Below are 15,169 nucleotides of genomic sequence, written 5' to 3'. Positions count from 1 at the left end.
GCATGAAGCCGATGTTCATCGCCTTGCTGCTCGCCTGCAGCAGCGCCCAGGCCGCCATGGGCCCGTTCGATGTCTACGAACAGGCCCTGCGCAACGACCCGGTATTCCTCGGCGCCATCAAGGAGCGCGACGCCGGCCTGGAAAACCGCACCATCGGCCGCGCCGGCCTGCTGCCCAAGCTCTCGTACAACTACAACAAGGGCCGCAACAACTCCCAGGCCACCTTGCCCGACGGGCGCGGCGGCAATTATCACGATGACCGCAACTACAACAGCTATGGCTCCACGTTCACCCTGCAACAGCCGCTGTTCGACTACGAAGCCTATGCCAACTACCGCAAGGGCGTGGCCCAGGCACTGTTTGCCGACGAGAGCTTCCGCGACAAGAGCCAGGCGCTGCTGGTGCGGGTGCTGACCTATTACACCCAGGCGTTGTTTGCCCAGGACCAGATCGACATTGCCCGCGCCAAGAAAAAGGCCTACGAGCAGCAGTTCCAGCAGAACCAGCATCTGTTCCAGCAGGGTGAGGGCACCCGCACCGACATCCTGGAAGCCGAGTCGCGCTATGAGCTGGCGACTGCCGAAGAGATCCAGGCGCTGGATGAACAGGACGCCTCGCTGCGCGAACTCGGGGCGCTGATTGGCGTGCAGAGCGTCAATATCAACGACCTGGCGCCGCTGAACCCGGGGTTTGCCGCCTTCACCCTGACCCCGGCCAATTACGACACCTGGCACGAACTGGCGCTGACCAACAACCCCAACCTGGCCTCGCAACGCCAGTCCGTGGAAGTGGCGCGTTATGAAGTGGAGCGCAACCGTTCGGGGCACCTGCCACGCATCACGGCGTATGCCAGCTCGCGCCAGCAGGAATCCGACAGCGGCAACACCTACAACCAGCGCTACGACACCAACACCATCGGCATCGAAGTCAGCATGCCGTTGTATGCCGGTGGCGGCGTCTCGGCTTCCACCCGCCAGGCCAGCCGCGCCATGGAGCAGGCCGAGTACGAACTGGAAGGCAAGACCCGCGAAACCCTGATCGAACTGCGACGCCAGTTCAGTGCTTGCCTGTCGGGCGTCAGCAAGTTGCGGGCGTATCAAAAGGCGCTGACTTCGGCTGAAGCGCTGGTGGTCTCGACCAAGCAAAGCATCCTCGGGGGCGAGCGGGTCAACCTCGATGCGCTGAACGCCGAGCAGCAGTTGTACAGCACCCGTCGCGACCTGGCCCAGGCACGGTACGACTACCTGATGGCCTGGACCAAATTGCATTACTACGCGGGCAACTTGCGTGACACCGACCTGGCCAAGGTGGACGAGGCGTTTGGTCCTGAGAGCCGCTGATGCCTGGACGAGTAGCACTTGGTGCAAGGGAGCTTTGGTGGCATGGGCGCTTGTTTTGGCAAGGGAGTTTTCTGTGGCAAGGGCGCTTGTTGTGGCGAGGGAGCTTGCTCCCGCTGGGCTGCGTAGCGGCCCCAAGATCTTGGGAGCGCTGCGCACTCCAGCGGGAGCAAGCTCCCTCGCCACAGGTATTTCAACAATAAGAAAAAGGACTCTTCATGATCACTGGTTCACCTCGCTTCAAACCCTTCACCGCAGGCTCCTTGCTGCTGCTGTCAGTGGCGGCCCACGGGCAGTACATCGAAGCCGGCAAAGTCGGCGACCCCGGCAGTTGGCGTTCCGCCGAGTTCCAGAGCGACTGGGGCCTGGAGCGGATGAAAGCCAACGAGGCCTATGCGAGCGGCATCACCGGCAGTGGCGTGAAGATCGGCGCTCTGGATTCGGGTTTCGACCCCAACCATCCCGAAGCCTCAAAAAACCGCTATCACGCGGTCACCGCCAGCGGCACCTATGTCGATGGTAGCCCCTTCACGACCACCGGCGCGCTCAACCCAAACAATGACTCCCACGGCACCCACGTGACCGGCACCATGGGCGCAGCCCGCGATGGCGTGGGCATGCACGGCGTGGCGTACAACGCGCAGATCTACGTCGGCAACACCAACGCCAGCGACAGCTTCCTGTTCGGCCCCTCGCCAGACCCCAAGTACTTCAAGGCGGTGTACAGCGCGCTGGTGGATTCCGGCGTGCGCGCGATCAATAACAGTTGGGGCAGCCAACCCAAGGATGTCAGCTACCAGACCATTGGCGACCTGCACGCTGCCTATGCCCAGCACTACAACCAGAACACCTGGCTGGATGCCGCTGCGGAGGTGGCCAAGGCCGGGGTGATCAACGTGTTCAGTGCTGGCAACAGCGGCTACGCCAACGCCAGCGTGCGTTCGGCCTTGCCTTATTTCCAGCCGGAGCTGGAAGGCCACTGGCTGGCGGTATCGGGCCTGGACAAGGCGAACAACCAGAAATACAACCAGTGCGGCATCGCCAAGTACTGGTGCATTTCCACCCCCGGGGCGTTGATCAACAGCACCATTCCCGATGGCGGTTATGGGGTGAAATCCGGCACCTCGATGTCGGCGCCCCATGCCACCGGCGCACTGGCGCTGGTGATGGAACGCTATCCATACCTGAACAACGAACAGGCCTTGCAGGTGCTGTTGACCACGGCCACCCAGCTCAATGGCGCGGTCACCGATGCACCGACCACTCAGGTCGGCTGGGGCGTGCCGGACCTTGGCCGAGCAATGCACGGGCCCGGGCAATTGCTCGGGCCGATGAATGTCACGTTGGCGGCCGGGCAGGGCGATGTGTGGAGCAATGCGATCTCCGACAAGGCGCTGATCCAGCGTCAGGCCGAAGACAGCGCCGAAACCCTGGCCTGGCAGCAAACCCTGCGCGACAAGGGCTGGGAGAACGGCGTGGGCGCCGGCGCGAGTCAGCAGGACCAGACGGACTATGCCGTTGGCACTGCCCGTGCGGCAGCCGCGGCCCAGCGTATCTACGAAGGCAGCCTGACCAAATCCGGTGCGGGCAGCCTGATCCTGGCGGGCGACAACACCTACCGTGGCCCGACCACCGTGAATGGCGGCCGGTTGGCGGTGAGTGGCTCGCTGACGTCCGCGGTGACGGTCAATGACAGCGGCACGTTGGGCGGCTCCGGTCGCATCGCGGCGTTACAGGTCAATAGCGGCGGCACCGTGGCGCCGGGCAATTCCGTGGGCACCTTGCAGGTGGCCGGGGATGTAAACCTCGCCGCCGGCTCGACCTATGCGGTCGAACTCACCCCCACCACCAGCGACCGGATTGTCGCCACGGGCAAGGCAATCCTCGGCGGCGGCACCGTGACCCTGGCCCTGGAAAACAGCCCGACCCTGCTCAGCCTGCAACAGGCGGAAAGCCTGGTGGGGCGCCAGTACAACATCCTCCAGGCGGCTGGCGGGGTCCAGGGCCAGTTCGGTGCCGTGTTGCCCAACTACCTGTTCCTCGGCGGCACCCTCGACTATGCCGCCAACGGTGTGCAACTGGACATTGCCCGCAGTGATGCGAGTTTCGCCAGTGTCGGTGCCACTCGTAACCAGCGTTCGGTGGCGGCGGCCGCCGAGCAGTTGGGCGCCGGTAATCCGGTGTACGAAAGCATCCTGCGGTCAGACTCGGCAGCCACGGCGCAGTCGGGTTTCCAGCAGCTGTCGGGAGAAATCTACCCGGCCATCGGCACAATGCTGATCAATGACAGCCGCCAGGTACGCGATGCCGTGGGCGAGCGCCTGCGCCATACGCCGGTTACCGGTGAGAGCAACGTGTGGGTCAAGGCGCTCGGCAGTTGGGGCAAGACCGACAGCCGCAGCGACACGGCAGGCTACACCAGCTCACTGGGCGGCATGCTGGCCGGTGTCGACGGCGCGCTGGACGAGCAGACCCGTGCCGGTCTCGTGGCCGGTTACAGCGACAGCTCGCTGAACATGGGCAGCGGCACGCATTCATCGGCGTCCATCGACAGCTACCACCTCGGCGCCTACGCCGGGCATGAGCTGGGCAATTGGCGCTTGAGCGTCGGCGGTGCCTACAGCTGGCATCGCGGCGACGTGAAACGCGACTTGCAGTACGGCGAAGTCAGCGGCAAGCAGAAGGGCAAGCTGAATGCGCGCAGCGCCCAGGTATTTACCGAAGCGGCCTACCGTTTGAACGTGTCCTCGGTGGCGCTGGAGCCGTTCGCCAACCTGGCTTACGTGCATCTGGACAACGAACGCTTTCACGAGAAAGGCGACGCCGCCGCGCTGGAGAGTGGCAGTGACAGCCGCGATGCGGTGCTGAGCACCCTGGGCCTGCGGGCGGCAAAAACCTTCCCCCTCAATGACCGCCAGCAACTGGACGTTTCCGGCTCGCTGGGCTGGCAGCACAGCCTGAGTGCCGTTGAATCCGAAGAGCACCTGGCGTTTGTCGCCGGAGGGCCGTCGTTTGCGGTGCAAAGCTCGCCGTTGATGCGCGACGCGGCATTGGTGGGCGTGCAGGCGAGCCTGGCGTTGAGCAAAAGCACACGGGTCAACCTCGACTACACCGGCCAATTGGCTGGCCGGGAAAAAATCCAGGGTGTGGGTTTGAGCCTGAACTGGCAGTTCTGAGCAAGATCCTGAGGCCGAAAGAGGTCAACTGTGGGAGCGGGCTTGCTCGCGAATGCGGTGTGTCAGTCGACGCACCTGTAGCTGAGCCACCGCATTCGCGAGCAAGCCCGCTCCCACATTGGGTCGGCGACGCTTGGGAGAAACGTGATTTATACAAGTGCAATAAAAACTAAGGAAGGTCACCGTGAAAAAAACAAAACGAGGGTTTCAATCCGCCATCCCAACAGGCCCGGGCTACCCGCTCAAGGCCCTGAGCTGCGTGCCATACGGCGCGTTGCTGTGTTGCCTGGCCAGCCTGGGTACCGCCCAGGCCGCACCCTACGTGGAAACCGGAAAACTGGGAGATGCTGCCAGTTGGCGCAGTAATGAATTCAAGGCCGATTGGGGCCTGGGCGCCGTGCATGCAGACGCCGCCTACGCCGCCGGCTACACCGGCAAGGGTGTGAAGCTGGGGATCTTCGACCAGCCGGTGTATGCCCAGCATCCGGAATTCGCCAGCCCCGGCAAAGTCGTCACGATCGTGACCGAAGGCATTCGCCAATACACCGACCCGTACATCCCGGTGAAGGCCGGGGACGCGTTTCGCTACGACGGCACGCCTTCCCTGGGTTCCAACGGCAAGCTCGGCAATCACGGCACCCACGTAGGCGGGATCGCTGCGGGTAACCGCGACGGCGGGCCAATGCACGGCGTGGCGTTCGATGCGCAGATCATCAGCGCCGAAAACGGTGACCCGGGCCCCGAAGACGGGATCATCCTGGGCAACGACGGTGCGGTCTACAAAGCCGGTTGGGACGCGCTGGTGGCCAGCGGCGCACGCATTATCAACAACAGCTGGGGCATCGGCATCGGTGACCAGTACGCCAAGGGCGGCCGAGATCCGGCATTCCCCAACTTCACGGTCAATGAAGCCCAGGCGCAGTTCAATAACATTCGGCCGATCCTTGGGACGATCGCAGGTGGCGCTTATCAGGGCGCCATTGATGCGGCCCGCAGCGGCGTGCTGACGATCTTTGCCGCCGGAAACGATTACAACCGCAACAACCCGGATGCGATCTCGGGCCTGGCGTACTTCGTGCCGGAGATTGCACCCAACTGGCTGTCGGTGGCGGCCTTGCAACAGAATCCCGACACCGCCAGTTCCGATCCTTACGTGATCAGTACGTTTTCCTCGCGCTGCGGGTATGCCGCCAGCTTCTGCGTCGCGGCCCCCGGCACCAAGATCTACAGTTCGGTGATCAACGGCACCTCCCTGGAAAACCTGACCACCGACTACGCCAATTTCAACGGCACCTCCATGGCCGCGCCGCATGTGGCCGGCAGTGCAGCGGTGTTGATGGAGCGCTTCCCGTACATGAGCGGCGACCAGATCTCCACGCTGCTGAAAACCACCGCGACCGACCTCGGCGCACCGGGCATCGACTCCCTGTACGGTTGGGGCATGATCAACCTGGGCAAGGCCATCAACGGCCCGGGGATGTTTGTGACGGCTGGGGATATCCCGGCGGAGTTTCGTATCGACGGCGCCTACGGCTCCGGCCAGTTTGTCGCGGACCTGCCAGGGATTGGCGCCGTGGTGGATGCCGGCAAACCGACCCAGCGCACGTGCACCGATGTGCATTGCGGGCTGGATGTGTGGAGCAACGATATCTCCGGGCATGGCGGCCTGACCAAGCAGGGCATTGGCGCGCTGGTACTGACCGGCACCAACACCTACAGCGGCCCGACCCTGGTCAACCAAGGGTTGCTGGCGATCAATGGCTCGATCACCTCCGACGTCACCGTCAGTAACAGCGGGGTAGTGGGTGGTTCCGGGCGCATTGGTTCGCTGACAGCGAACAGCGGCGGTACCGTGGCGCCGGGCAACTCCATCGGCACCCTGAACGTGGCCGGGGATGTGAACTTCGCGGCGGGCTCCACCTATGCGGTGGAGTTGTCGGCCACCAACAGTGATCGCATCGTCGCCGGTGGCAAGGCCACCCTCAGCGGCGGCACGGTGACCCTGGCCCTGGAAAACAGCCCGACGCTGCTGACCCAGACCCAGGCCGAAAGCCTGATCGGTCGCCAGTACAACATCCTGCAGGCTGCGGGCGGGATTACCGGCAGCTTCGGTTCGGTGCTGCCCAACTATCTGTTTATCGGCGGTACCCTGAACTACGCCGCCAACGGCGTGCAGCTGGATGTGGGGCGCAATGCCAACACCTTTGCCAGTGTGGCCGCCACCCCGAACCAACGTTCGGTGGCCGCTGCTGCCGAGCAGTTGGGCGCGGGCAACGCCGTGTACGAAAGCCTGTTGCTGGCGCCGAATGCGGCTTCGGCCCAGGGTGCATTCCAGCAGCTGTCCGGGGAAATCTACCCGGCGCTGGAAACCGCGTTGGTGAATGACAACCGCTACCTGCGCGAAGCCGTGGGCGAGCGTTTGCAGCAAGGGGCAATGGGCGCATCGAGCCAGACCGTCGATAGCCGTGGCAACGTCTGGGTCAAGGCGTTGGGCGCCTGGGGCAAGACCAACAGCGGCAGCGATACGGCGGGCTACACCACCTCCATTGGCGGCATGCTGGCGGGTGTGGACGGCGCGCTGGATGAAGACACCCGTGTAGGCCTGGTGGCGGGGTACAGCGATACATCGCTGAACATGGGCAGCGACACCCATTCCCGGGCATCGGTGGACAGCTATCACCTGGGTGCGTATGCCGGGCATGAAATCGGTGCCTTGCGCTTGAGCGGTGGTGCGACCTACAGCTGGCACCGCGCCGATGTGAAGCGCGAGCTGCAATACGGTGAAGTCGCCGGCAAGCAGAAAGCCAAGGTGGATGCCCGCAGTACCCAGGTGTTTACCGAAGCGGCGTATCGCCTGAACCTGCAACCCCTGGCCCTGGAACCGTTCGCCAACCTGGCGTATGTGCATCTGGATGCCGATGGGTTTACCGAGAAGGGTGATGCGGCGGCCTTGAAGGGCCGGGATGACAGCCGCGATGTGGTGTTGAGTACCCTGGGTGCTCGAGCGCTGAAAACCTTGAATATCAATGACCATCAGCAACTGGAGCTTTCCGGCACCCTGGGTTGGCAGCACAACCTGAGCAGCGTCGATTCCGAGCGGCACCTGGCGTTTGCCTCGGGCGGCCCTTCGTTCACTGTGGAGAGTTCGTCGATGGTGCGTGATGCGGCATTGGTGGGGGCGCGGGTCAGCCTGGCGCTTAGCAAGGAGGCGAAGGTGAATCTGGATTACAACGGCCTGCTGGCCAGCAAGGAGAAAGTCCACGGGGTGGGTTTGAGCCTGGACTGGGCTTTCTAAACACTGCGGTTCGAAATGTGGGAGCGGGCTTGCTCGCGAAAGTGGTGGATCAGTCAACCCATCCACCGACTGGCACACCGCCTTCGCGAGCAAGCCCGCTCCCACATTGATCCGGTTCCAATCGTCCATTTGTGTAGATTCGGCTTTCTCGACAATTCCAACAAAAGAGAGGCAATACCATGGGTGTTTTCGACTATAAAAACCTCGGCACCGAGGGCTCCAAAGCGTTGTTCGCCGATGCCATGGCGATCACGCTGTACTCCTATCACAATCTGGACAACGGCTTTGCCGTGGGTTACCAGCACAACGGTTTTGGCCTGGGGCTGCCCGCCACTCTGGTGGGGGCGCTGCTGGGCAGCACCGATTCACAGGGGGTGATTCCGGGAATTCCCTGGAACCCGGATTCGGAAAAAACCGCCCTCGAGGCGGTCAACAAGGCCGGCTGGACGCCCATCAGCGCCAGTACCCTGGGCTACGGCGGCAAGGTGGACGCCCGGGGCACGTTCTTCGGTGAAAAGCCCGGCTACACCACCGCGCAGGTGGAAGTGCTGGGCAAGTACGATGGCGACGGCAAGCTGCTGGAAATCGGCATTGGTTTTCGCGGGACTTCGGGGCCTCGGGAAACCTTGATCAGCGACTCCATCGGCGATCTGGTCAGTGACCTGCTGGCGGCGCTGGGGCCCAAGGACTACGCGAAAAACTACGCCGGCGAAGCCTTCGGCACCTTGCTCAAGGATGTCGCGGCGTATGCCGGCAGTCATGGCCTGACGGGCAAGGACGTGGTGGTCAGCGGTCATAGCCTGGGTGGCCTGGCGGTCAACAGCATGGCCGACCTGAGCGGCAATAAATGGTCGGGGTTCTACAAGGACTCCAACTATGTGGCCTATGCCTCGCCAACCCAGAGTACCGGCGACAAGGTGCTGAACATCGGTTATGAAAACGACCCGGTGTTTCGCGCGCTGGACGGCTCGTCGTTCAACTTCTCGTCACTGGGCGTGCACGACAAGCCCCATGAGTCGACCACGGACAATATCGTCAGCTTCAACGATCACTACGCGTCGACGCTGTGGAATGTCCTGCCGTTTTCCATCGTCAATGTTCCCACCTGGCTTTCTCATTTGCCCACCGGGTATGGGGATGGCATGACGCGGGTCCTGGACTCGCAGTTCTACGACCTGACCAGCCGGGACTCGACGATTATCGTGGCCAACCTGTCGGACCCGGCCCGGGCCAATACCTGGGTGCAGGACCTCAACCGCAATGCCGAGCCGCACAAGGGCAACACGTTCATCATCGGCAGTGATGGCGATGACTTGATCCAGGGTGGCAAGGGTGTGGATTTCATCGAGGGCGGCAAGGGCAATGACACGATCCGCGACAACAGCGGGCATAACACCTTTGTGTTCGGCGGGCAGTTTGGGCAGGACCGGGTGATTGGTTATCAGCCGACCGACAAGCTGGTGTTCCGGGACGTGGAGGGCAGTGCGGACTGGCGTGACCACGCCAAGGTGGTGGGGGGCGATACCGTGCTGAGTTTTGGCGCGGACTCGGTGACGCTGGTTGGCGTCGGGCTCGTCGGGGTTTGGGGCGATGGGGTTTCCATCGGCTAAGTAGCGCCACGGATTGATCGTTCCCACGCTCTGCGTGGGAACGCCGCCCCGGACGCTCTGCGTCCAACGGCCAACCCACGGTTCATGTCTTGCGCAGTGGTGACGCGGAGCGTCACGGGATGCATTCCCACGTAGAACGTGGGAACGATCATGGCAAAGAAAAGTGGGAGCCGACGGGCTCCCACTTTTTATTTCTCCTTCATCACGGTCGCGACGTCATCGGCCTTGACGCGAATATGCTTGCCGGCGATATCGGTGAATTCGTAGAAGCCATCGGCGGTTTTCGCGTTGGGCACGTCCTTGGTCAGGTATTGAGTGCCGTTCTGCAACGTCACCACCGTCTGCGTGGAGCAACCGGCCAATACCAGCAACGTGAACATACCCACCGCCAGACCCAAATTCTTCATGCTCATAACCCTTACCCTGATCCTTCGAAAACCCCGCACCTGAGCGGTCGGGGGAGACTCATTTAATGTGGCTGACAGCCATCTGATCATTATTACGCAAAAAGTTGCGTGTGCCTTTGATCTATTACTGATTGCAACAGTCGGTCAGGGACGGCACTCTGTATGCATAAACAGTGGTTGATCCAGTGCCTGAAATGTCCAATCCCCTAGAAGATCCGCTCTATTACCTGCATAACTTCCGCCAAGTGCTCGCCTGGCTGGGGCAGCGTTATGCCGATTTGCTGGCCCCGGACGAAGAGCATTTCATTCAGCAATTTGACAGCTTGCCGCAGGCATCCCAGGCGTTACTGGTACGCATGGTGATGCGCAAGGGCGCGCATTTCCGGGCGGGCAAGCTCAACTATGTCGAGATCGGCGCGGTGCACGAGGCGGTCGTGCCTTTGCTGGAACAGGGTTGGGTGACGGACCAATGCCTGTTGTCGTTCGGCGAGTTGTTCGGCCTGTTGCAGAAAGCGGAAATCCTGGCGGCGTTCAAACCCTGGATCGAGCAACCCAAGGCCAGGAAGGCGGACTGGCTGGAAACGCTGTCAACGCAGTTTTGTGAACTGCGTCACTTCCAGCACTGGTGCCCGGACCTGGCCGATCAGCTTTACAGCCTCACCGTGATGGAACTGTGCGACCGCCTGCGCCTGATGTTCTTCGGTAATCTCTATCAGGACTGGTCGGAATTTGTGTTGGCGGACCTGGGGATCTTTACCTACGAGAAAGTCGAATTCTGCGCCGAATCCCGCGGTTTGCGCAGCCGTGACGATGTGCACGGCTTCCTGTTCCTGCATCAGTGCCAGCAGGCCTTTGAAGCGGGCGAGGCACTCGATGGCGTGCTGGAACAAATCGCTACCTTGCACACCGACAACCCCTGGCTGGAGAAACGTCGAGCCAAGCTGTTGTTCCAGGTGGGCCAGTATTGTGAGCGCAGCGCCGAGTTGGCCCTGGCGGAAGCTATCTACCGGGGCTGCACCTATCCGGGCGCACGGGCGCGGCTGATCCGGGTGCTGGAGCGCCAGGAGGATTTTGCCCAGGCGATGGGGCTGGCCCGTGAGGCGCAACAGGCCCCGGAAAGCGCTGCCGAACAGCAGCACTTGCTGCGCGTGATACCCAGGCTGCGACGCAAGCTCGGCGAGCCGGCGCTGCCCAAGGCAAAACCTCGCGAGATCGTGCGCCTGGACCTCGAACTGCCGGCTCCGGAACCGATGATGTCGGTGGAGTATTGCGTACAGGCGCACCTCAGCGACCATGGTGCACCCGTGCATTACGTCGAGAACAGCCTGATCAATTCGCTGTTTGGCCTGCTGTGCTGGCCGGCGATTTTCGCGCCGTTGCCGGGGTCGTTTTTCCACCCGTTCCAGCGCGGGCCGGTAGACCTGCACAGCGAGGATTTTCATCTGCGGCGCGCCGAGCTGTTCGCCGAGTGCCTGGGCCAACTGGACGATGGGCGCTACAAGCACACCATTCGCCAGCGTTATGTAGACAAATGGGGCATCCAGTCACCCTTCGTGTTCTGGAACGTGCTCAGCGAAGAACTGCTCGATCAGGCCCTCGACTGCCTGCCTGCGGCGCACCTGCGCCACTGGTTCGAACGCCTGCTGCTGGATATCCGCGCCAACCGCGCCGGCATGCCCGACCTGATCCAGTTCTGGCCCGAAGAAAAAACCTACCGCATGATCGAAGTCAAAGGCCCCGGTGATCGCCTGCAGGACAACCAGCTGCGCTGGCTGGAGTTCTGCGGCGAACACCAGATGCCCGTCACTGTGTGTTATGTGCGCTGGGCGGGGCAGGCCGCTTGAGCTACAGCGTTGCGGTGCGTGCGTTATGTGAATTCACCGCCAAGGTCGGCGACCTCGACCTGCGCTTTACCCCGTCTCCCAGTGCCCAGGAAGGGATTGTCGGCCACCGCACCGTGGCCTCGCGGCGCAGCGCCCATTACCAGAATGAAGTCGCGCTGGAGGGCGAATACCAGCAGTTGAAAGTCCGGGGCAGGGCGGATGGCTACGACCCGGACCGCAACCAGCTGGAAGAGGTGAAAACCTATCGCGGCGACCTGGACAAACAACCGGCAAACCACCGGCAACTGCACTGGGCACAGGTCAAGGTCTACGGCTGGTTGATGTGCCAGAAGCTCGGGTTGTCGGAGATTGTCCTGGCGCTGGTGTACTTCGACATTGTTGGCGAGCATGAGACGCTGCTCAGCCAACGGTTTCAGGCTGATGACCTGCAGGCATTCTTCGTGCAGCAATGCGCCCTGTTCCTCGGCTGGGCCGAACAGGAAATGCACCAGCGCGAAGCCCGCAATGCCGCAGCGGTTACCCTGGGCTTTCCCCATGCGGCGTTTCGCCCAGGCCAGCGCGCCCTGGCGGAAACGGTCTACAAGGCGGTCAGCACCGGCCGCTGCCTGATGGCCCAGGCGCCTACCGGAATTGGCAAGACCGTCGGCACGATTTTCCCGATGCTCAAGGCCATGGCGCCGCAACAGCTGGACAAGGTGTTCTTCCTGACCGCCAAGACCCCGGGCCGCAAACTCGCGCTGGATGCGGCGCAGGTGCTGTATGACAGCAGCCCCGATCTGCCATTGCGGGTGCTGGAGCTGGTGGCGCGGGACAAGGCCTGCGAACACCTGGACAAAGCCTGCCACGGCGACTCCTGCCCACTGGCGAAGGGTTTTTATGACCGCTTGCCGGCGGCCCGCGAAGCCGCTTCCCGCGTGCGCCTGCTGGACCAGCGCAACCTGCGGGAAGTCGCCTTGGCCCATGACGTCTGCCCCTATTACCTGAGCCAGGAAATGGCACGCTGGGCCGACGTGGTGGTCGCCGACTACAACTATTACTTCGACTTCGGCGCCATGCTGTTCGGCCTGGCCCAGCTCAACCAGTGGCGCGTCGCGGTGCTGGTGGACGAAGCCCACAACCTGGTGGAGCGTGGCCGCTCGATGTACAGCGCGGCCCTCGACCAGTACACGCTCAAGACCCTGCGCGAGATCGCACCCGAGCCGCTGAAAAAGCCGCTCCAGCGCCTGAACCGTGAGTGGAATGCCCTGCACAAGGAGCAAGTGGCGCCTTATCAGGCCTACGCCCAGAAACCCGACAAACTGCTGCAGGCGCTGAGTCTGTGCACCAGCGCTATGGGTGAATATTTCAACGACCATCCCGAAGCACTCAATGGCGAACTGCAAGCCTTCTACTTCGAGGCCTTGCAGTTTGCCAAGGTCGCCGAGCTGTTCAACGAACACTTCATTTTCGACATCAGCAAACGCGAACTCAGCGGCAAGCGCAGTTCATCAAACCTGTGCCTGCGCAACGTGGTGCCCGCCGAATTCATTCGGCCCCGGCTGACAGCGGCCCGCAGCAGCGTGTTGTTTTCCGCAACCCTGAGCCCGCGGCACTACTACGCGGACTTGCTGGGAATGCCGCCCGACACGGCCTGGGTGGATGTGGAATCACCGTTCAAGGCCGAGCAGCTGCGGGTGCATATCGTCGACCGGATCTCCACCCGGTTTGTCCATCGCCAGGCGTCCCTGGAGCCCATCGTCGAGCTGATTGCAGCGCAGTTTGCCCAGGCGCCGGGCAACTACCTGGCGTTTTTCAGCAGTTTTGATTATCTGCAGCAAGTGGCGCAATTGCTTGCCGAGCGACACCCGCACATCCCGCTGTGGCAGCAGTCACGGGGCATGGCCGAGGCTGAACGCCAGGCATTTCTCGACCAGTTCACCCAGCACAGCCAGGGCATCGGTTTCGCCGTGCTCGGCGGGGCATTCGGCGAAGGCATCGACCTGCCGGGAACCCGCCTGATTGGCGCGTTTATCGCCACCCTGGGCCTGGCGCAACTCAACCCGGTGAACGAGCAGCTCAAGCTGCGGATGGGCGCGATTTTCGGCGCCGGTTATGACTACACCTACCTTTATCCGGGCATCCAGAAGGTGGTGCAAGCTGCGGGCCGGGTGATCCGCAGCCAGCAGGACCGAGGGGTGGTAATGCTGATTGATGACCGGTTTGGCGAAGCGCGGGTGCGGCAGTTATTACCGCGCTGGTGGTCGATCACTGCGGCGGATACACCGCATCCCGCAACTGGTGGGTGAACTGGCCGGACATGCCTTCGTAAGCCGTATTGGTCAGTGCCACCACCGTAAGCTTCTGCTGCGGGTCGACAAACCAGCTGTGACCGTAGGCGCCGCCCCATTCAAAGGTGCCCCGGGATTGCGGTGTGCCTGTCAACGCCGGGTCATCCAGCACCGCCCAGCCATAACCGAACCCCCAGCCCGGGTCCTGGGTTTGCGCCTTGGCGCCGACCGAATCGGTGACCATCAACTGCACGCTGTGTGCCGACAGGATCGGAGCGCCGCCCCGGCGAATGGTTTCCAGGAACCGCGCAATATCACCTGCCGTCCCGGCCATGCCTGCGCCGCCGGAAGGGTAGGACTGGGGATCGAGAATCCGCCGCACATCAAACAGCGCGGTGCTGTTGCCCGAGGTGATCGTGGCCTTGTCGACCATGCGCAACGGCTGTGGCGAGCCATCCTGATAGGCGGCGGACAGGCGTTTTATATCCGTCACGGAAAACCCGGTATCGCTTAGCCCCAGTGGTTCGGTCACCGAGTCGCGGAGCAATGCCGGCAGGCTCTGGCCGGACGCCTTTTCCAGTACCGCACCCAGCACATCGGTGGCCATCGAATACTGCCAGCCGGTGCCCGGCGGGTAACTCAGGGGCACGCTCGCGATACGCTTGAGATTCTCGGCAAAGCTGATCTCGGGCTCGCCCAAACCATCGGAAACCCCGGCGGTGCGGTAGGGTCCCTGCGGGCTTTCCAGAAATCCGTAGCTGAGGCCGGCGGTGTGGTTGAGCAACTGGCTGACGGTGATCACCGGGATGGTGCCATCCGCCAGCTTGGGATTGAAGTCGGGCAGCCAGCGGCTGACCGGATCGTCCAGGCCCAAGCGACCTTGTTCCACCAGGTGCATCGCGGCAGCGGATACCAGCGGTTTGGTCACCGATGCCAGGCGAAAGATCGTGTCCTCTGTCATCGGGCGCCCGTCTTCGCGGTCCGCCAAGCCGGCAGCACGGTGATAAACCAGCTGCCCGTCCCGCAGCACCATCACCACGGTGCCCACCAGGCGATTGTCGGCAATGGCGCTGTCGACCACCGCATCCACGCGCTTGGCGAGCAGTGGGTCGTGGCTGTCGGCGCAGGCGAGGGTGGCGCAAAGGGAGGCGGCAAGGGGCACGAGGTATCTGGCAGGAGGCTGCATGGTTCAGGTCGCTCATTGGCAGTGCATGACTGCCAAATATGAACGCT

The 15,169-nt window shown here is 62.7% G+C and carries 8 protein-coding genes; 6 read left to right on the top strand and 2 right to left on the bottom strand.

Translation table 11 applies throughout. The features are described 5' to 3' along the window. The first annotated feature begins 2 nt into the window (after positions 1–2). The 4 genes from C0058_RS16690 to C0058_RS16675 all read left to right on the top strand — a co-directional run bounded on the left by C0058_RS16690 (position 3) and on the right by C0058_RS16675 (position 9,418). On the top strand, positions 3–1,340 hold the full coding sequence (locus tag C0058_RS16690; protein WP_087694409.1) for a TolC family outer membrane protein: 1,338 nt from the start codon (positions 3–5) through the stop codon (positions 1,338–1,340). Between the two features lie 215 nt (positions 1,341–1,555). Then, positions 1,556–4,513 carry an autotransporter serine protease gene (locus tag C0058_RS16685; RefSeq protein WP_102369117.1) on the top strand — a complete coding sequence of 986 codons (2,958 nt, stop codon included), beginning with the start codon at positions 1,556–1,558 and terminating at the stop codon, positions 4,511–4,513. A gap of 184 nt (positions 4,514–4,697) precedes the next feature. Next, positions 4,698–7,808 carry an autotransporter domain-containing protein gene (locus tag C0058_RS16680; protein ID WP_102369116.1) on the top strand — a complete coding sequence of 1,037 codons (3,111 nt, stop codon included), beginning with the start codon at positions 4,698–4,700 and terminating at the stop codon, positions 7,806–7,808. 179 nt (positions 7,809–7,987) lie between these two features. After that, the gene (locus tag C0058_RS16675) at positions 7,988–9,418 is read left to right on the top strand and encodes a lipase (RefSeq protein WP_102369115.1); all 1,431 of its coding nucleotides are present in this window, start codon (positions 7,988–7,990) and stop codon (positions 9,416–9,418) included. A 188-nt stretch (positions 9,419–9,606) separates the two neighbouring features. On the opposite strand, the gene C0058_RS16670 is transcribed toward C0058_RS16675, so the two are convergent. Further along, entirely contained in the window at positions 9,607–9,831 is a 225-nt protein-coding gene (locus C0058_RS16670; protein WP_102369114.1) for a YgdI/YgdR family lipoprotein, read from the bottom strand. 188 nt (positions 9,832–10,019) lie between these two features. Between C0058_RS16670 and C0058_RS16665 the strand changes: the two genes are divergently transcribed. Both C0058_RS16665 and C0058_RS16660 read left to right on the top strand, forming a co-directional pair. Then, complete coding sequence (locus C0058_RS16665) at positions 10,020–11,669, top strand: VRR-NUC domain-containing protein (RefSeq protein ID WP_102369113.1); 1,650 nt, start codon at positions 10,020–10,022, stop codon at positions 11,667–11,669. Then, a complete protein-coding gene (locus C0058_RS16660; RefSeq protein ID WP_102370274.1) occupies positions 11,666–13,954 on the top strand; it encodes an ATP-dependent DNA helicase in 2,289 nt (762 codons plus the stop codon). Before C0058_RS16665 ends, C0058_RS16660 begins: the two co-directional genes overlap by 4 nt. Here C0058_RS16660 and C0058_RS16655 read toward each other — a convergent pair. Further along, entirely contained in the window at positions 13,914–15,122 is a 1,209-nt protein-coding gene (locus C0058_RS16655; RefSeq protein ID WP_102369112.1) for a serine hydrolase, read from the bottom strand. The genes C0058_RS16660 and C0058_RS16655 overlap by 41 nt on opposite strands. Positions 15,123–15,169 lie beyond the last annotated feature (47 nt).

Origin of the sequence: Pseudomonas sp. NC02, from assembly GCF_002874965.1 — a bacterium.
Taxonomy (GTDB): Bacteria; Pseudomonadota; Gammaproteobacteria; order Pseudomonadales; family Pseudomonadaceae; genus Aquipseudomonas.
Note: the sequence above shows the minus strand (reverse complement) of the source record. Positions and strands in the feature narration are given on the sequence as shown.

What these genes read in the sequence shown, in the direction of transcription:
- C0058_RS16685 (WP_102369117.1), top strand. Translation starts at nt 1,556, where the DNA reads ATGATCACTGGTTCACCTCGCTTCAAACCCTTCACCGCAGGCTCCTTG.
- C0058_RS16675 (WP_102369115.1), top strand. Translation starts at nt 7,988, where the DNA reads ATGGGTGTTTTCGACTATAAAAACCTCGGCACCGAGGGCTCCAAAGCG.
- C0058_RS16670 (WP_102369114.1), bottom strand. Translation starts at nt 9,831, where the DNA reads ATGAGCATGAAGAATTTGGGTCTGGCGGTGGGTATGTTCACGTTGCTG.
- C0058_RS16690 (WP_087694409.1), top strand. Translation starts at nt 3, where the DNA reads ATGAAGCCGATGTTCATCGCCTTGCTGCTCGCCTGCAGCAGCGCCCAG.
- C0058_RS16655 (WP_102369112.1), bottom strand. Translation starts at nt 15,122, where the DNA reads ATGCAGCCTCCTGCCAGATACCTCGTGCCCCTTGCCGCCTCCCTTTGC.
- C0058_RS16665 (WP_102369113.1), top strand. Translation starts at nt 10,020, where the DNA reads ATGTCCAATCCCCTAGAAGATCCGCTCTATTACCTGCATAACTTCCGC.